Origin of the sequence: Mesorhizobium sp. M0184, assembly GCF_040322215.1 — a bacterium.
Lineage (GTDB): Bacteria > Pseudomonadota > Alphaproteobacteria > Rhizobiales > Rhizobiaceae > Mesorhizobium.
In genome coordinates, this window is the sequence record NZ_JAMYSZ010000002.1 from 171,810 (window position 1) to 188,284 (window position 16,475).

Sequence of the window (16,475 nt, forward strand, 5' to 3'; positions counted from 1 at the left end):
GCGTGCGGGCCTATCGAACGATCGGGCCGGCCGGCGTGCGGGTGAGCACTTCAGCGCCCGCATCGGTCAAAAGCACCGTGTTGGAAACGAAGTCATCGCCGCGACCGGTTCCCATCAGCCACGACAGGATGTGGAAGCTCATCCCGATCTCGATCTCGAGGTCGGAATCGTGCCTCAAGCCGGTCACCGAATTGCCGCCGGTCCATGATGGCGGCTGGCCGGCGCCGACAAGATAACCGCAGTGATGGCGGCGATAGTGGGAAAGACCGGCCGCGTCGGCGACAGCCTGCCAGGCGGCGTAGACATCGCGCGCCTTGGCGCCCGGCCGCAACGCCTCGACGACCGCGTTGAACGCCTTGGCGGTCACTTCCGCCATTGCGGCGTCTTCGTCGCTGATGTGGCCGATGCGAACGAGCCGGCCGAGCGGGGCGTGGTAGCGCGAGATGCAGCCGGACAATTCGACAAAGACCGGCTCGCCCTTGCGGTAGATCCCGTCGCCCCAGGTCGTGTGCTCTTCACCCAGGCGCGCGGCCGGGCGGATGAACGGCCCGAAGCCCGGCGCATGACCGCCGGCGCGGATCATTGCCGCAACACATTGGGCGGCGACCTCCTGTTCGGAAGCGCCATCCGAGATCGCGGCGATCGCGGCACCGGCGGCGGCGTCCGTCACCTTGGCGGCTCGACGCATCAGCGCCTGTTCCTCGGCGCTCTTCACCCGCCGCATCTTATCGACCAGACCGGAGACATCGCTCCATTTGGCGTCCGCCTGCGTCTGGAGCGCAACGGCAAGCCCATGGCTGAGGCCAGCCGTCCAGTATTCGAGGCCGATCCGCTTGCCGGACAGGCCGAGATCCACAAGTACCCGCGCGGCAAGGTCAGCCGCCGTTTCGCTGTCGGAATGGCCACGGAATTCCGCTGCCTTCACCTGCTTCTCGATCGTCACCTTTTCCATCGAGCGGGTGACCAGGACGGGGTTTCCCCGGAGCGGGACGATCAGCAGGTGAGGGGCAAAATACCCCCAGTGATCGAGCCCGGTGAGATAGAAGACGTTCTCCGGCGAGGCGAAGACCGCCGCGTCGAGCTCGCGCTCAACCAGTGCAGTACGGACCTTTGCCAGGCGGCCGGCGATTTCGGCTTCGGAAAACGGATTGCGGTCCATCGGGCGTCCTCGTGCTTGTTGCCGGCTTGGTGGCGGGCATGGTTCTTTTCGGCAGCCGCTTTCCCGGCCGCCATGTCAGTCGATGACGACGAGTTCGCGCGCCACATCGCACAGGCGTTCGCCGCCGCGTTCCGTGACGACGAACGATTCCGAGATGGCGATGCCGAAATCGTCGAGCCAGACGCCGGCCATGAAATGGAAGCACATCCCAGGCTGCATCTCGGTAGTATCGCCGGGACGAAGGCTTGCGGTGCGTTCACCCCAATCGGGCGGATAGGCGAGCCCGACCGGATAGCCGACGCGGCTTTCCTTCTTCAGCCCGTTCTTCCTCAACACTGCCTGCCAGGCGGCTTCCACCTCCTCGGCGGTGTAGCCGGGGCGCGCCTTCTCGAGGCCAGCGTCGACGCCCTCGACGATCGCCTTGGCCATGTCGAGGATGGCTTGCGGCGGCTTGCCGAAATGTACCGTCCGGGTCAGCGCCGCATGATAGCGGCGGCGCACGCCGGCGATTTCCAGAATGGCGAGGCCGCTGTCCGGCAGCGGCGCGTCGGACCACGTCAGATGCGGCGTGCTGGTGCCCTCGCCAACGGGCATCAGCGGACAGATCGCGGCATAGTCGCCGCCCGCTCCGGGCACGCCCATGATCTGCGCGTGATAGATTTCCGCAATGACATGGTTCTGCGGCACACCGGGCCGCATTTTCTCGATGGCTCGGTTCATGGCATGCGTGCAGATCGCACCCGCCTCGCGGATCAGCACCAGCTCGGCCTCGGATTTGACCAGCCGCGCCCAGTTGACGAGATCGTGGTTGTTGGCGAAGTGCGCGTCGGGCAGCCCTTGGATCAGATGGGCGTGGCAGCGCGCCGTATAATAATGCGCGTCCATCTCGACGCCGATGCGGGCTTTTCCCCAACCACGCGACCGGATCAGTTGGGCGAGTTCGTCATAGGGGTGTTCGACGGGCTGTTGCACCAACCGTTCCGAGAACGGCACGATGTTTGTCTCGGGCAGGCCGGTGGTCAGGCGTGCGCTCTTGGCATCCTGTGCCCTGCCGAACCAGATCGGCCGGTCTTCCTCCAGATGGACGAGCACGCACTGCGGAACGTAGAACGACCATCCATCATAGCCGGTCAGCCAGCACATGTTGGCGGGATCCTGACAAACGATGAGATCGAAGCCGGCTTTTTGCATGCGTGTCTTCACGCCGGCGAGGCGCTGCCCATACTCCGCTTGCGTGAATGTCCCGAAGCCGTTCGCGGTCGCCACCGAAATCCTGCCTTCCAGGTACGCCGTTTGCCTTTTGTAAATGGCAACTAGGCCAAATTGTGCACAACTCGACGTCAATTTGCTGGCTAACTGCGAATTATCGCCGAATTTTCATGGTTTCTATATCTCTGCTTGCGAAATGTCTAGGGCAGTTGTATACGTCTGATCTAGCAGGCGTCGACCTCGAAGAAGGCCGCGCCCTGGGAACCATCCACAGTTGTCCAATGGGAGAAAAGCATGCTCAAATCATCGATATCGCGCCGTATGGTCGTGAAGGCGGCTGCCTGCATCGCGCTCGCCGCGACGTCATTGACGTCGTTGTCCGCTCACGCGGAAACCACCCTCGAACGGGCCAAGAAGGACGGCTACATCCGCGTCGGTTTCGCCAACGAGGCGCCGTTCGGTTACGCCACGCCAGACGGCAAGCTGACCGGCGAGGCCCCTGAAGTCGCCAAGGCGGTGCTCGCCAAGATGGGCATACCGCAGGTCGACGGTGTTTTGACCGAATTCGGCTCGCTCATTCCGGGTCTCAAGGCCGGCCGCTTCGACATCATCGCCGCTGGCATGTTCATCACTCCGAAGCGCTGCGCCGAGATCAACTACTCCGAGCCGTCCTACGGCATCGGCGAGGCTATGCTGGTGGCAAAAGGCAATCCGAAAGGCATCAAGGATTTTTCCAGCATCAAGGACAATCCGGATCTCAAGCTTGCCGTGATGGCCGGCGCCGTCGAAGGCGGCTTCGCCAAGGAAGCGGGCGTTGCCGGTGGGCAGATCGTCTCCTTGCCCGACCAGTCAAGCCTGGTCGCCGCCGTCCAGTCGGGCCGCGCCGATGCAGCCGCGCTGACCGCTCTTTCGATCGCCGACATGGCCAAGAAAGCCGACGGCGTCGAATCGACCAAGCCCTTCGGCGAGGTCGCCGGCAAATCGGTAAAAGGTCATGGCGGCTTCGGCTTCCGCAAGGAAGACACCGACCTGCAGGAGGCTTTCAACGCCGAGCTGAAGAAGTTCCTCGGTTCGCCGGAGCATATCGCGCTGGTCGAGCCACTCGGCTTCGGCAAGGATTATCTGCCCAACAAGACCACCGCAGAGCTCTGCGCTGGCAAATAGGTTCCCAACTGCTGGCGGCGCGAAAGCGCCGCCCTTTTTCCTTGGGGGAATCGCATGGGTATCCGTACGCTCGTTGCCATGCTGGTCATCGCGCTTGTCGTGATCGGTGCCTTGGCAACACAGGAATCATATCAAGTGTTTATGCCGGGGCTGCTGCAAGGCGCGGTCCTGACAATCGAGATCGCCGTCCTCGGCAGCCTGCTCGCAATTGTCATGGGCGTGCTTGCGGCACTTGCAAGGATGTACGGCCCGACGCCGCTCAGATGGCTGGCCACGGTCTATGTCGAGATCTTCCGCGGAACGTCGGCACTGGTGCAATTGTTCTGGCTGTTTTTCGTGCTCCCGCAATTCGGCGTCACGATCAACGCGTTCGTGGTGGCGGTGCTCGCGCTCGGCCTGAATGTCGGCGCCTATGGATCGGAGTGCGTGCGCGGCGCGATCCTGTCCGTCGCCCGCGGGCAGTGGGAAGCGTGTACGGCATTGAACATGAGTCGCCCGCAGATGTTGCGTCGGATCATCCTGCCGCAGGCCTTTGTCGCGATGATCCCACCCTGGGGCAATCTGTTCATCGAGCTTCTGAAATCGACGGCGCTGGTCTCGCTGATCACGCTTTCGGATCTCGCCTTCAAGGCGCAGCAAATGAACCAGAACACGTTCAAGACCATTCCGATCTTCACCCTCGTTCTTTTGATGTACCTGGCAATGTCGCTGGTTGTGACCATCGGCATGCGGCTTCTTGAAAGGCGGGCGTCGCTCGGACTGGCGCGGGGGAAGGCGGCATGATCTGGGATTGGGGATTTGCCCTGGAAATCCTGCCGGTGCTCGCCCGCGCCGCCGTCATTTCCATCGAAGCGACGCTGATCGGCTTTGCGCTTGCCGCCTCGCTCGGCCTGGTGCTGGCCGTTGTCCGCATCGCGGTGCCATGGACCAGCTGGACGATTTCGGTGCTGGTCGAGCTGATCCGCTCGACCCCGCTGCTCATCCAGATATTCTTTCTCTATTTCGTCTTTCCGAAATTCGGTGTCGTGCTCGACGCTTTCACCGCCGGGGTGCTGGCCATCGGCATCCACTACGCCGCCTATTGCTCCGAGGTCTATCGCGCCGGATTCGACAACATCCATCGCGGCCAGTGGGAAGCCTCGATAGCGCTCAATCTCTCGTCCTGGACGACGTTCCGCGACATCATCATTCCGCAGGCGATCCCGCCGATCGTTCCGGCGCTCGGCAATTATCTGGTGGCCTTGTTCAAGGAAACGCCGTTGCTTTCCGCAATCGCCGTGATGGAACTGATGCAGACCGCCAAGATCATCGGCTCCGAAACGTTCCGCTACACCGAGCCGATCACGCTGGTCGGCCTATTTTTCCTTGCCATGAGCCTGGTTTCGGCGGCGCTCATCCGCTCCCTCGAAGGGCTGCTCAACCGGAGGACCACGCGATGACGGAACAACCGATGGTCCGCTTCGACAATGTATCGAAACGCTACGGCACGTTAACCGTTCTCGACGGGCTCAATCTCGAAATAGCGCGCGGCGAAAAAGTCTCGGTCATCGGTCCGTCGGGTTCGGGCAAGACGACGGTGCTGCGCATGCTGATGACGCTGGAGACGATCAATGACGGCGTCATCTGGGTCGAAGGCGAGCCGCTGACCCATATGGAGAGGAACGGCAAGCTTGTTCCCGCCGATCTCGCCCACATCCGCAAAATCCGCGCCAAGATCGGCATGGTGTTCCAGTCGTTCAACCTGTTTCCGCATATGACGGCGATGCAGAACTGCATCGAGGCGCCGATAACGGTGCTCGGCATGAAGCGGGCGGATGCCGAGGCACGAGCGGCCGAGCTGCTGGAGCTGGTCGGTCTGGCCCAGAAGAAGGACCACTATCCATCACAGCTTTCCGGCGGCCAGCAGCAGCGCGTCGCCATCGCCAGGGCGCTGGCAATGCGGCCCAAGATCATGCTGTTCGACGAGGTGACGTCGGCGCTCGACCCGGAGCTTGTCGGCGAAGTGCTGCAGGTGATAAGGCAAATCGGGCGCGAGCATGATCTCACCATGCTGATGGTCACCCATCAGATGGGCTTCGCCAAGGAGTTTTCTGACCGCGTTTGTTTCTTCTATCAAGGCAAGATCTGCGAGCAGGGACCGCCACGCGAACTGTTTGGTGCTCCCAAGAACGAGCGGACACGGCAATTCCTGCACGCTGTCCTGGAGGCTGGGTGACGATCGAGACAGAGGCCAAGCCGCCCACGACGGTGGCCGCCGCGCCGCCGCGCCCGCTCTCCGCGCGGGAGCGGTTCGAGCGCATCTACCGGATATTGCGCGACCGCATCTGCCTGCTCGATTATGCGCCGGGAAGCCACCTGTCCGAGGAAGAACTTGCCCAGGAATTCGAGATCAGCCGCACGCCGGTCCGGCGCGTCCTGGCGCGCCTTGAATCCGAGGGTCTGGTTCAATCCGTCCACGGCGTCGGCACGATCGTCACCGACGTCGACATCGAGGAATTGCAGCAGGTCTATCATCTTCGCCTCGAGCTGGCGCTCCTCGTCGGCAAGCTTTCGCCGATCCCGCGCACGGCGGACGACCTCGACCGGATACGGGCGCTCATCGCGCGCTGCGATTCCGACATACTCAATCCCGACCAGCGCGCTTTCCTGCGCCTCAACATGGATTTTTTCTACGAGCTCACAGCCATGACCGGCAACCAGCCGCTGCGCGAGATCAGTGAGCGCCTGTATTTTCAGGTCGCGCGCGTCGTCCTGAAGCTGATGCCGCAATTGGGCCTTGTCGAGGAATTCACCGCATTCCGCCGCGAAATGGAAGAGGTCCTTGCCGCGGCCGAAATCGGCGACTGGGAGTCCATCGGGCACATAAGGCGGGCGCATATCTCAATGAGCTTCCGCCGCATGATGCGCCATGCAGGCGTGGCGAATCTGGATAGAGCTACATAATCAGCCCCCGTAAGATTGTGCTGGTGGACTGCCGTCGAACTGGCTTCGTTTGCCAGGGAAAGCAGGCCGCCCGCCCCGATCCCGACAGAATTTGCCAGCACCGGGAATGACCGGAACGGCCCGATCCTACGGGGCCATACCTGCCCTCAGAGAGCGTCCTCATTCGGTATGTTGGCGGGGTTCCAGACGACCTCCCACAGGTGTCCGTTCGGATCGCGGAAGTATCCGGCATACCCGCCAAAGAACGTGTCCCCGGCAGGCTTGATGATCTCGGCTCCGGCGCGAGCGGCCTCATCCATCACTTGATCGACTTCTTCGCGGCCCACAACATTGTGTCCGACTGTGAACGAGGTCGAGCTGATCGGCGCCTTGGGCAGGCCGGTGTCGTAGGCGAGGTCGTCCGGCGCCCAGATCGCGAGCTTCAACCCGCCGGACAGCGTGAAGAACGCGACGGCGCCATGCTCGAACTCGCGGCCAATGATCCCTTCCGTCGGCAAGCCGAGACCGTCGCGGTAGAACGCGAGAGAACTCTCGAGGTTGGCGACAGCGATAGTCAAAACCGAAATGCGCGGTTTCATGGCAGTCTCCTTCGGTTGTCGGAGACACCAGAATAAAGTCGGGCGACAATGAAGACTTGAACAAAACGGCCAACAGCGCGCCGCCATGTCGAAGAACGCGCCGAGAGGTTTCACCCGTTCTGCAGCAGACGATGAATTTGTCGCGGGGTGCTTCCTGTCAGGCGTCGGCTCTCGCGGACAAGATGCGCCTGGTCGGAATAGCCCGCCTCGGCTGCCAGGATGGCCGTAGCGCTGTTCGATTGGCTCCAAAGCCGCAGAAAGCGCTGGTAGCGGAGGATACGGTCAAGCGTCTTGGGGCCATAGCCGAAGCTCTCGTCGAAGCGCCGGCGCAACGTCCTTTCGCTCATCTCGAGTGCGCGCATCAACCAAGGGACGAGCGGCGCGTCGGGTGGCGGCCCGCGCTCGATCAAGCGATATGCCGCCTGCATGGGAACGTCTGGCGCGCGGGAGGCCGCCTCCTCGGCGACGACCTGTTGGAGCGAGCAGGCCAGATCCTCGAGATTGTCGCTGGCGCGCACGCGGCTGGCGAGGCGGCGAGCTCGCGCGCCCCACAAATCGTCGAGCGACAGCCTCTTGCCGACCAGTTCGATTTGCGGCACGCCGAGCCATGCCGCCGCCGTGGCAGGATGGAAGCGCAAGCCGATCACGACCTCGTCCGCCGCTAGAACCTCGGTCTGCGGCTCCTTGTCAGGGCCGGCAATTCGGCAGCTGCCTCCGATCCATTGCAAATCGATCGTCGCGTCGGGCATGATCACGATCGGCGGTGAGCCCGCCGGGTCCATTCGATGCACCCACACCGAAGCAAAGCTCCCGTGAAGCCGCGCCGACGCTGGACGTTGCTGAAATGAACCCGTTGCCTGTGCTGGGACGGGATCGCTCATCTCGCTCCTCTTCGGACTAGCGGCGGTGAACCTACGGCGCAGCGGCTGCGCCCGGCCGTCGCTCGAGGCAACAATCTGCACGACCGACAACGTCTTCCAATCGAGAACGGTTGCAAGAATCGGTGGTTTTCTTCCGGCCGGAATGAAGAGGGCAGGTGAGGGGTGATGCCACGCGCATCGCCATCGGTAGCGCCGTGTGCGGCCGCATACGTCGATGGCCGTTTTGTTCAATCCGGCAAGCGAGATGCGTGCTTATCTTTCGGCGTCGTACATCACACGAGAGGTTTGCGTCATGAGCAACAACAACGACCAACGGATCGACTACGTCGAATTCAACGTGAAAGACATTCAGCGGTCACGCGACTTCTACGGAAAGGCATTCGGCTGGACCTTCACCGACTACGGCCCGCAATATTGCGAGTTCAACGACGGGCGCTTGTCAGGTGGCTTCGCCGCTGGCCCAGCGAGGTCGGGAGGAGGCCCGCTCGTCATTCTCTATGCCGATGATTTGCCGGGAACGGTCAAACGTGTCGAGCAGGCGGGAGGCAAGATCGTCAGACCGATCTATGGCTTCCCCGGTGGCCGGCGCTTCCATTTCGCTGACCCGGATGGTTACGAGCTTGCGGTTTACACCGAGGACGGCAGCAAGGAATGATCGCGTTCTTCCACCACCTCGGATTGGTTTTGCTTGGCGGCGTTTTTATCTGGGCGGGCGCCGAGCATTTCCTCAGGTTCCGGGCGGTTGCAGCGTCCCTGGCCGAGCGGGGCTTTCCTGCTCCCAGGCCTCTTCTCGCGGCCGGATCGGTGCTGGAGATTGCAGGCGGCTTTTGCCTAGCAACGGGCCTTGGTGGACCCTTTCCCGGCGCGGCCTTGGCCGTATTCACCATTGCGGCGTCCTTCATGGCGCTCAATTTCTGGCGCTACAGCGGCGATGAACGCGAAGCCCTTCGTACCGGCTTCACCATCAATGTTGCCGTCTTGGGCGGGTTGATTGTCGCCGCGACCACTAGCCTGTGATCATCGTTTCGAGGCGGCGGGCTGCGACCTATTCCTCAAAGCGACCCGTCGCGTCACGATCGCGCTCGTATCGTCTGGTGAGCGGAAACGGCGGCAACCAGGACTCGCGTCGGATGATCCAGCTTTCGTAGGTTGGCATCAGTTGGTCAGGCGCATCCAGGGACCCTAGGTTTACTTCGATTTCGTCTGCGGTGCGTCCGAAAATGGAGGAGCCGCAGCGGGGGCAGAAAAACCGCCCGGCATAGTCGCGTGTTTCGCCGTCGATCGTCACCGCATCCTCAGGAAAAATCGCGGAAGCGTGAAAAAGGGCGCCATGATGCTTGCGGCAGTCAAGACAGTGACAAAGGCCGACCCGGTATGGGCGCCCCGACGCGATAATTCGGACGTTGCCACACAGGCACCCGCCAGTGAATTGGTCCATGCTGCGTCTCCTCCAAAATCAAGCGGCCGGAATGGTTACAACGACCGACACTGTTGTTGCAATCGCCGCGCCGCGGGCGGGGGACACGTCGTTCTTCCGTGGCGATGACATTGCAGCCGCCTCTCTATGCCTTGCGCGAGCCTGCCCGCCGAAAACACGCTTCGGTTTGCCACGACGACGAACGGAGTCATATGGAACGAAACGGCGCGTTCCATTGAGCCGCCAACTCGGCGGCCGAGGCGATCTTGACGCCGCAGTCGGCGAGTATGCGTGCGACGGTCGCTACCAGTTCGGCGTTGGACGAGGCTATGCTGCCGTCCGGAAGGAAAAGATTGTTTTCGAAGCCGACCCGGACATGGCCGCCAAGCAACGCGGCGGCGGTCACGCACGCCGCTTCGTTGCGGCCGAAGGCGCAGACGCTCCAATGGTCGAAGCGCGGCATGTTCGCCGCAAGAAATGGCAAGAGATCGGCAGGAACGGACGCCTGTCCCGGCGTGTAGCGGCCCAGCACGTAGAGAACCGGTATGCTTGCCCAGGGGATCAGTCCGCGCTGCTGCATGTCCGAAAGCCTGACGGCCTCCTCGGGTGAATAGAGGATGATCTGCGGCGCAACCCCCTCGGTGTGCAGCCAGGCCATGAAGCGCGCGAAGGCGAGTTCCGATCCGGCATCAGGAACGATTTCGCGAAGCGCCAGCGAGACAGCTTGCGGCTTCACATCTTGTACGACGGCCATCTGTTGGGCCGGCGAATAGATACCGAGCGCTTCGGAGGTGATCTGAATTATCAAGCGGTCGCCGGCAGCACCGCGGATGGCGGCGATCGTCTGGCGGTAGGCGTCGGCGTCGAGCAGATGATTGCCGCTTCTGTCGCGGACATGGACGTGGATCATAGCCGCACCGGCATCGGCGCATTCCGCGGCCGTCCTCGCAAGTTCGGCTGGTGTCAGCGGAATCGCCGGATGGTCGGCCTTGCTGCGACGTCCCCCGTTCGGGGCGACGGCTATGGCGATGCGGTCGAGACCAGGGGCCGGCTTCATGGGGACGTTCTGTGAGTGACAAGATTCATATGAATCAATCTTTGATCACACTGAAACAGACGTTGCAATCGCTGGTCTCGCGAGCTAGCAATATCCATGGACCAGGGAGAGCTTGCTGGACAGATCGTCACTGCCTTCGACGGCATGTCGGCGCAGCTTCGGTCCGCTGCGCGCTATGTCCTTGATAAGCCGTATGATGTCGCGCTGTTGTCCATGCGCGAGCAGGCCCGGCACGCAGGAGTGCAGCCGGCGACGATGACGCGGCTGGCCCAGCATCTCGGCCTTGATGGCTACGAGGCGGTACGCGATATCTACGCCGCCGCGATCCGGGACGGCGAAATCGGTTTCGCCGGCAAGGCGGGCCTTCAGGTGGCCAGCCAAAAGCTCAAGGGCGACCACGCGCTGGCGGCCGATATTCTGGATTCGATTTCCAGCCAGCTTGCCCATCTCGCCGAAGGCAGGTCGATCGACCGTCTGGTCGACACGGCCAGGGCGCTGAGTGCGGCAAGGCGCGTCTATTGCCTCGGCCTGCGCTCGAGCCACGCAGTCGCCTGGCATCTGCATTACATCCTGTCGCTGATCGGCGAGAAGTCGGTGCTGCTGCACGGCATCGGCGGAACCGATGGCGACGCTCTGGCCCATGCGACCAAGGACGACGTGCTGATCGCCGCCAGCGTCCTGCCCTACACGCGCTTCACCATCGAGCTTGTCGAGTACGCTGCCGGCCGCGGCGTACCGGTCATTGCGATCACCGACAGCGGGGTAGCGCCCTTGGCGCTGCTTGCCGATCACCTAGTCGTCGTGCCGACCGGCAGCCCGTCCTTTTTCCACACCATGACGCCAGCTTTCATGGTTGCTGAGATCCTCGGTGCTCTTGTCGCAGGGCAGGCAGGCGAGGGCGCTGTTGAGTCGCTGCGACGTTTCGATGAGCAGGGCGCCGCTCTCAAGACCCATCTGAACCAACGTCCGCCGAAGAAAATGCCATGAGGGACCGTCGATGACACACATTCTTCATCGAACCATCCACTCGACGCTGCCGGTCGCCATTCGCGGCCAAGGCATCGAACTGTTCGATGCTGAGGGCAAGTCCTATATCGACGCGTCGGGCGGCGCGGCCGTGTCCTCTCTCGGCCACGGCCATCCCGACGTGATCGCTGCACTGCACACCCAGCTTGACCGCATCGCCTACGCCCACACCAGCTTCTTCACCACCGAAGCGGCGGAGCGCTTGGCGGATCGGCTGGTCGAGGACGCGCCGAACGGCTTGGACCACGTCTATCTGGTCAGCGGCGGCTCGGAGGCGGTCGAGGCCGCGCTCAAGATGGCCAGGCAATATTTTGTCGAGAAAGGCGAGCCGCAACGGCGCCATCTCATCGCACGCCGGCAGAGCTATCACGGCAATACGCTCGGCGCTCTCGCCACCGGCGGCAACGAATGGCGGCGCGCCCAGTTCAGGCCGTTGCTGATCGAGACCCACCATATCGACCCCTGTTACGCCTATCGCTATCAAAAGCATGGCGAAAGCGACGAAGCCTATGCGGCGCGCGCCGCCCAGCAGCTCGAAGACAAGATCCTTGAACTAGGCCCGGACGAGGTCATCGCCTTTGTCGCCGAGCCGGTGGTGGGTGCCACGCTCGGCGCGGTGCCGCCGGTCGCGGATTACTTCAAGCACATTCGCGCGATTTGCGACCGCTACGGCGTGCTGCTCATTCTCGACGAGGTGATGTGCGGCATGGGCCGTACCGGCACGCTGCATGCGTGCGAGCAGGACGGCATCGCTCCCGACCTGCTGACCATCGCCAAGGGACTCGGCGGTGGCTACCAGCCGATTGGCGCGGTGCTGCTCGGCCGGCATATATTCGATGCCTTTGCCCAAGGCTCGGGCTTCTTCCAGCATGGACATACCTATATGGGCCATCCAATGGCAGCGGCGGCCGGCCTTGCCGTGCAGGAGGTCATCCGGCGTGACGGTCTGCTCGACAACGTCAGCGCAATGGGCGCGCAGCTGGACGAACGCCTGCACCAACGCTTCGATAACCACCATCACGTCGGCGACATTCGCGGGCGGGGTCTATTTAGGGGAATCGAGCTGGTGGTTGATCGCGCCAGCAAGGAACCATTCGACCAGAGGCTTGAACTCAACGCCCGCATCAAGCGCGAAGCAATGGCCCGCGGCCTGATGATTTATCCGATGGCCGGGACGATTGATGGTGTGCGGGGCGTTCATGTGCTTGTTGCGCCGCCATTCATCATTTCCAAACAGGATATCGATCGGATCGTCGAACGGCTCGGTGAGGCGATCGACGCTGCGATCGCTTCAGCGGCCTGACCCGCACGACGCGGACCGCCCCAACCAGTTCCAACGCGTCATCGGCGACGGGCCGGGACACCCACCAGAGAGGTAGCAACCATGTACAGTTCAATGAAAACCCTGATCGGCGCGGCCGCCTGCATGCTGCTGGCGCTGCCATCCGTCGGAGCCGAGCAGCGCTTCGTCACGGTCGGCACCGGCGGGGTCACCGGCGTCTACTACGCCGTCGGCGGCGCCATTTGCCGACTGATGAACAAGGATCGGCAGAAAACCGGCATCCGATGCTCGACGGAGTCGACCGGCGGTTCGGTCTTCAACGTCAACTCCATCCAGACCGGCGACCTCGATTTCGGCCTGACCCAATCGGACGTCCAGTACCAGGCCTATGAGGGGACCGGAAATTTCGACGGCAAGCCGTTCAAGGATCTGCGGGCCGTGTTCTCCGTCCATCCCGAGCCGTTTACCGTGCTAGCGCGGCCGGACGCCGGCGTCACCAAATTCGAGGACTTCAAAGGCAAACGCTTCAACGTCGGCAATCCCGGGTCAGGCACCCGCTCGTCCATGGAAGAGTTGCTCAAGCAGATGGGCTGGACGCTCGGCGATTTCTCGCTTGCCGCGGAGCTGAAGGCGGACGAGCAGGGCAGCGCGCTGTGCGACAACAAGATCGACGGTTTCTTCTACGGCGTTGGTCATCCTTCCGCCGCGATCCAGGATCCGACCACAGCCTGTGGCGCCAAACTCATCCCGCTGACCGGTCCGGCAGTGGACACGCTGTTGGCAGCTCATCCGTACTATTCAGTCGCCACCATCAAGGGCGGCATGTACGCCAACAATCCGGACGACGTGACGACATTCGGCGTCCGCGCGACAGTGGTGACGAATGCCAGCACGCCCGATGAGGTGGTCTACGAACTGGTGAAGTCGGTCTTCGAAAATTTCGATGACTTCAAGAAACTGCATCCGGCTTTCGCCAATCTCAATCCCAAGGAGATGATCAAGACCGGTCTGTCGGCGCCAATGCATCCGGGCGCGGAGCGCTATTACAAGGAGAAGGGCTGGCTCTGAGGCCTTCAATGCGAGGCGCCACAGGCGCCTCGCATCGCAAATAATTGTGGGGAACGATGACAGATCAAAGCCAGCGGGCGGCAGGGCCTGACCAACCCGTTATCGACATTGACAAGCTTAGCGAGATCGTCGCCGAAGCCGACACCGGTGGGCGCAAGCCGACCGGCCGCACCGCGAAGCTGATCCTCGGCGTATCGCTGGCATGGTCACTGTTCCAGCTCTGGTATGCCTCGCCCCTTCCGTTCATGCTCAATTTTGGTGTCGTCAGCGACGGCATCGCCCGCTCCATCCATCTGGCCTTCGCCCTGTTTCTGGCGATGCTGACGTTTCCGGCCTTCAAGACCTCGTCGCGCAGCCGGGTGCCGCTGCCCGACTGGGTGCTAGGCATCGCCGGGGCGGCGTCCGCCCTCTATCTGTTGGTCTTTTACAGCGATATCGCCCATCGGCCGGGCCTTCCTACTACGGCTGACCTGATCGTCTCGATCGCCGGCGTCCTCATCCTGCTCGAGGCCGCCCGTCGCGCCGTCGGGCCTGCCATCACCGTCATCGCGGCGATCATGCTGATCTATATCTTCGCCGGGCCTCACCTACCTGGCCTGCTCGGCCACAAGGGCGCGACGTTATCGCGCGCAGCCTCGCAGATGTGGCTGACGTCGGAGGGGGTCTTCGGTGTTGCCCTCGGTGTGTCCACCAACGTCGTCTTCATGTTCGTTCTGTTCGGAACATTGCTGGAGCGCGCCGGCGCCGGCGGCTTTTTCATCCAGCTTGCCTTCTCGCTGTTCGGCAAATACCGCGGCGGTCCGGCCAAGGCCGGTGTCGTCGCTTCCGGCCTGACCGGCATGATTTCCGGGTCGTCGATCGCCAATGTCGTGACCACCGGAACCTTCACCATCCCGCTGATGCGTCGCGTCGGATATTCTGCGGTGAAGGCCGGCGCCATCGAATGCGCGGCCGGCGTCAATGGTCAGTTGATGCCCCCGGTGATGGGCGCGGCCGCGTTCCTGATCGCGGAATATGTCGGCATCTCCTATGCCGAGGTGGTCAAGCACGCCTTCTATCCGGCGCTGCTAACCTACGGCTCGTTGTTCTACATCGTCGATATCGAAGCGATGAAGACGGGGATGAAGGGCCTGCCGTCACGCAGCACGCACTCCGCATTTCAGGGTGCGCTGCGCGGGCTGATGGGCATATGCGGCTTCATCGTCCTCGCAGGGGTTGTCTATTACGGCATTGGCTGGACGAAGATCGTTTTCGGCGCGGCCGCGACCTGGATGATCACTGCCGCGCTGATCGCCGTTTACATCGGCCTTGTCGCCTACCGGGCGCGTTATCCCGACCTGCCGCTGGAGGATCTGGAGGGCGAGATCGTCAGGATTCCCCACTTCGGCGAGACGGCGCGCACCGGCCTGCATTTTCTGCTGCCTGTGATCCTGCTGATCTGGTGCCTGATGGTGGAGGAGTTGTCGCCCGGCCTGTCGGCATTCTGGGGCGCTGTCGCCCTTATGGCGCTGATCGTCACGCAGCGGCCGCTCACCGCCTTTTTCCGCAAGGACCGTGCGCTGGCGCAGCATTGGCTTCACGGTTTCGACGATCTGGTCGGTGGCCTGTCCGCCGCCGCACGCAACATGACGACGGTCGGCATTGCCACTGCGACGGCCGGCATCATCGTCGGAACGGTTCTGCTCACGGGCATCGGGCTGGTAATGACCGAGCTGGTCGAATTCATCTCGGGCGGCAGCTTCATCGTCATGCTTTTGTTCACCGCGGTGATCTGCATCATTCTCGGCATGGGCATGCCGACCACTGCAAGCTATGTCGTCGTCGCCACCTTGATGGCGCCGGTCATCGTCGATTTGGCGGCGCAGAACGATCTTGCCGTGCCGCTGGTCGCCGTCCACATGTTCGTTTTCTATTTCGGGCTGATGGCGGACGTGACGCCGCCAGTGGGCCTGGCGGCTTATGCTGCTGCGGCAATTTCCGGCGCCGATCCGGTGAAGACCGGCATTCAGGGCTTCAAGTACGAGATCCGTACCGGCCTGCTGCCGTTCATCTTCATCTTCAACACCGGACTGCTGATGATCGATCTCGAAGGTCCGTTCGATTTCGTCGCGATGGTGGTGACATCGACGCTGGCCATGGTCTCGTTTGTAGCAGCGACGCAGAATTGGATGCTCGTGCGCAACCGCTGGTACGAGACGATTGCGTTGCTTGTGGCCTGTTTCATCTTGTTCAGACCGGGATTGTTGCTCGATCAGGTGAGCGAACCTTATCGGGCAGTGCCTGCCTCCGAACTCAGCCGTATCGTCGACGAGACAGCCGAAGGCGGAGCGGTTCGCCTGCGCCTGACGACACTGAACCTCAACGGCGATGAGATATCGAAGCTGGTTCGGCTACAACTCGGGCCCGCAAATTCATCGGCCGAACGCCTGAAGGCTGCGAGCCTGGACGTCAGTGCGCTTGGCGATAGCGTGACAGTCGGCGTCGTGCGACTGGGCAGCCAGGCGGCCAAATTCGGCCTGCAGCCCGGCGACGAAATCAACCAGGTGCTAGTCCCTGCGGAACGGACGTCGCGCTATTGGTTCGCCATTCCGGCTCTGCTGTTGCTCGGTCTCGTCGTCTGGGGCCAGAAGCGGCGAAGGCGGGCGGTTGGTCTGTAAACGTCTTGTGAGCGGAAGCGTCTTGGCCAGCATG

At 62.6% G+C, this 16,475-nt stretch carries 17 protein-coding genes; 11 read left to right on the forward strand and 6 right to left on the reverse strand.

Translation table 11 applies throughout. The annotated features are described in order from the left end of the window. Positions 1-10 precede the first annotated feature (10 nt). Together NKJ23_RS03870 and NKJ23_RS03875 are read right to left on the reverse strand one after the other, a co-directional pair. Positions 11-1,159, reverse strand: coding sequence for a M24 family metallopeptidase (locus NKJ23_RS03870; protein ID WP_352678323.1), 1,149 nt, complete (start codon positions 1,157-1,159; stop codon positions 11-13). 75 nt (positions 1,160-1,234) lie between these two features. After that, complete coding sequence (locus NKJ23_RS03875) at positions 1,235-2,425, reverse strand: M24 family metallopeptidase (RefSeq protein WP_352678324.1); 1,191 nt, start codon at positions 2,423-2,425, stop codon at positions 1,235-1,237. Positions 2,426-2,662: 237 nt separating this feature from the next. On the opposite strand from NKJ23_RS03875, the gene ehuB reads away from it, so the two are divergent. The 5 genes from ehuB to NKJ23_RS03900 are packed head-to-tail and all read left to right on the forward strand — an operon-like array spanning position 2,663 to position 6,475. Further along, entirely contained in the window at positions 2,663-3,532 is an 870-nt protein-coding gene (gene ehuB / locus NKJ23_RS03880; protein ID WP_023717021.1) for an ectoine/hydroxyectoine ABC transporter substrate-binding protein EhuB, read from the forward strand. 54 nt (positions 3,533-3,586) lie between these two features. After that, the gene (gene ehuC, locus NKJ23_RS03885; protein WP_023674258.1) at positions 3,587-4,315 is read left to right on the forward strand and encodes an ectoine/hydroxyectoine ABC transporter permease subunit EhuC; all 729 of its coding nucleotides are present in this window, start codon (positions 3,587-3,589) and stop codon (positions 4,313-4,315) included. Further along, positions 4,312-4,971 carry an ectoine/hydroxyectoine ABC transporter permease subunit EhuD gene (gene ehuD, locus NKJ23_RS03890; protein WP_023674259.1) on the forward strand — a complete coding sequence of 220 codons (660 nt, stop codon included), beginning with the start codon at positions 4,312-4,314 and terminating at the stop codon, positions 4,969-4,971. The genes ehuC and ehuD overlap by 4 nt, the downstream gene beginning before the upstream one ends. Continuing rightward, complete coding sequence (gene ehuA, locus NKJ23_RS03895) at positions 4,968-5,747, forward strand: ectoine/hydroxyectoine ABC transporter ATP-binding protein EhuA (RefSeq protein WP_352678326.1); 780 nt, start codon at positions 4,968-4,970, stop codon at positions 5,745-5,747. The genes ehuD and ehuA overlap by 4 nt, the downstream gene beginning before the upstream one ends. Next, entirely contained in the window at positions 5,744-6,475 is a 732-nt protein-coding gene (locus tag NKJ23_RS03900; RefSeq protein WP_352678329.1) for a GntR family transcriptional regulator, read from the forward strand. Before ehuA ends, NKJ23_RS03900 begins: the two co-directional genes overlap by 4 nt. 146 nt (positions 6,476-6,621) lie before the next feature. Here NKJ23_RS03900 and NKJ23_RS03905 read toward each other — a convergent pair whose 3' ends face one another. After that, positions 6,622-7,053: a VOC family protein gene (locus NKJ23_RS03905; protein WP_352678331.1), complete on the reverse strand. Its 432-nt coding sequence runs from the start codon at positions 7,051-7,053 to the stop codon at positions 6,622-6,624. Positions 7,054-7,163: 110 nt separating this feature from the next. Then, a complete protein-coding gene (locus tag NKJ23_RS03910) occupies positions 7,164-8,165 on the reverse strand; it encodes an AraC family transcriptional regulator (protein ID WP_352678333.1) in 1,002 nt (333 codons plus the stop codon). Positions 8,166-8,226: 61 nt separating this feature from the next. On the opposite strand from NKJ23_RS03910, the gene NKJ23_RS03915 reads away from it, so the two are divergent. Then, a complete protein-coding gene (locus NKJ23_RS03915; protein WP_031211108.1) occupies positions 8,227-8,589 on the forward strand; it encodes a VOC family protein in 363 nt (120 codons plus the stop codon). Next, positions 8,586-8,951: a DoxX family protein gene (locus NKJ23_RS03920; protein WP_352678334.1), complete on the forward strand. Its 366-nt coding sequence runs from the start codon at positions 8,586-8,588 to the stop codon at positions 8,949-8,951. The genes NKJ23_RS03915 and NKJ23_RS03920 overlap by 4 nt, the downstream gene beginning before the upstream one ends. A 28-nt stretch (positions 8,952-8,979) precedes the next feature. Here NKJ23_RS03920 and NKJ23_RS03925 read toward each other — a convergent pair whose 3' ends face one another. Together NKJ23_RS03925 and NKJ23_RS03930 are read right to left on the reverse strand one after the other, a co-directional pair. Next, on the reverse strand, positions 8,980-9,372 hold the full coding sequence (locus tag NKJ23_RS03925; RefSeq protein WP_352678336.1) for a GFA family protein: 393 nt from the start codon (positions 9,370-9,372) through the stop codon (positions 8,980-8,982). A 187-nt stretch (positions 9,373-9,559) separates the two neighbouring features. Beyond that, positions 9,560-10,408 (reverse strand): beta-keto acid cleavage family enzyme, encoded by an 849-nt coding sequence (locus NKJ23_RS03930; protein WP_352678338.1) that lies wholly within the window; start codon positions 10,406-10,408, stop codon positions 9,560-9,562. Between the two features lie 96 nt (positions 10,409-10,504). On the opposite strand from NKJ23_RS03930, the gene NKJ23_RS03935 reads away from it, so the two are divergent. From NKJ23_RS03935 to NKJ23_RS03950, 4 genes are all read left to right on the forward strand, one after another. After that, positions 10,505-11,395 carry a MurR/RpiR family transcriptional regulator gene (locus NKJ23_RS03935; RefSeq protein WP_352678340.1) on the forward strand — a complete coding sequence of 297 codons (891 nt, stop codon included), beginning with the start codon at positions 10,505-10,507 and terminating at the stop codon, positions 11,393-11,395. 10 nt (positions 11,396-11,405) lie between these two features. Then, positions 11,406-12,737: an aspartate aminotransferase family protein gene (locus NKJ23_RS03940; RefSeq protein WP_352678342.1), complete on the forward strand. Its 1,332-nt coding sequence runs from the start codon at positions 11,406-11,408 to the stop codon at positions 12,735-12,737. A 93-nt stretch (positions 12,738-12,830) separates the two neighbouring features. Further along, the gene (locus NKJ23_RS03945) at positions 12,831-13,784 is read left to right on the forward strand and encodes a TAXI family TRAP transporter solute-binding subunit (RefSeq protein WP_352678717.1); all 954 of its coding nucleotides are present in this window, start codon (positions 12,831-12,833) and stop codon (positions 13,782-13,784) included. 56 nt (positions 13,785-13,840) lie between these two features. Further along, positions 13,841-16,441: a TRAP transporter permease gene (locus NKJ23_RS03950; protein WP_352678345.1), complete on the forward strand. Its 2,601-nt coding sequence runs from the start codon at positions 13,841-13,843 to the stop codon at positions 16,439-16,441. Positions 16,442-16,475: the final 34 nt, after the last annotated feature.

Coding starts and splice junctions, on each gene's coding strand:
- NKJ23_RS03870 (WP_352678323.1), bottom strand. CDS start 1,159: ATGGACCGCAATCCGTTTTCCGAAGCCGAAATCGCCGGCCGCCTGGCA.
- ehuB (WP_023717021.1), top strand. CDS start 2,663: ATGCTCAAATCATCGATATCGCGCCGTATGGTCGTGAAGGCGGCTGCC.
- ehuC (WP_023674258.1), top strand. CDS start 3,587: ATGGGTATCCGTACGCTCGTTGCCATGCTGGTCATCGCGCTTGTCGTG.
- ehuD (WP_023674259.1), top strand. CDS start 4,312: ATGATCTGGGATTGGGGATTTGCCCTGGAAATCCTGCCGGTGCTCGCC.
- ehuA (WP_352678326.1), top strand. CDS start 4,968: ATGACGGAACAACCGATGGTCCGCTTCGACAATGTATCGAAACGCTAC.
- NKJ23_RS03905 (WP_352678331.1), bottom strand. CDS start 7,053: ATGAAACCGCGCATTTCGGTTTTGACTATCGCTGTCGCCAACCTCGAG.
- NKJ23_RS03915 (WP_031211108.1), top strand. CDS start 8,227: ATGAGCAACAACAACGACCAACGGATCGACTACGTCGAATTCAACGTG.
- NKJ23_RS03920 (WP_352678334.1), top strand. CDS start 8,586: ATGATCGCGTTCTTCCACCACCTCGGATTGGTTTTGCTTGGCGGCGTT.
- NKJ23_RS03925 (WP_352678336.1), bottom strand. CDS start 9,372: ATGGACCAATTCACTGGCGGGTGCCTGTGTGGCAACGTCCGAATTATC.
- NKJ23_RS03930 (WP_352678338.1), bottom strand. CDS start 10,408: ATGAAGCCGGCCCCTGGTCTCGACCGCATCGCCATAGCCGTCGCCCCG.
- NKJ23_RS03935 (WP_352678340.1), top strand. CDS start 10,505: ATGGACCAGGGAGAGCTTGCTGGACAGATCGTCACTGCCTTCGACGGC.
- NKJ23_RS03940 (WP_352678342.1), top strand. CDS start 11,406: ATGACACACATTCTTCATCGAACCATCCACTCGACGCTGCCGGTCGCC.
- NKJ23_RS03945 (WP_352678717.1), top strand. CDS start 12,831: ATGAAAACCCTGATCGGCGCGGCCGCCTGCATGCTGCTGGCGCTGCCA.
- NKJ23_RS03950 (WP_352678345.1), top strand. CDS start 13,841: ATGACAGATCAAAGCCAGCGGGCGGCAGGGCCTGACCAACCCGTTATC.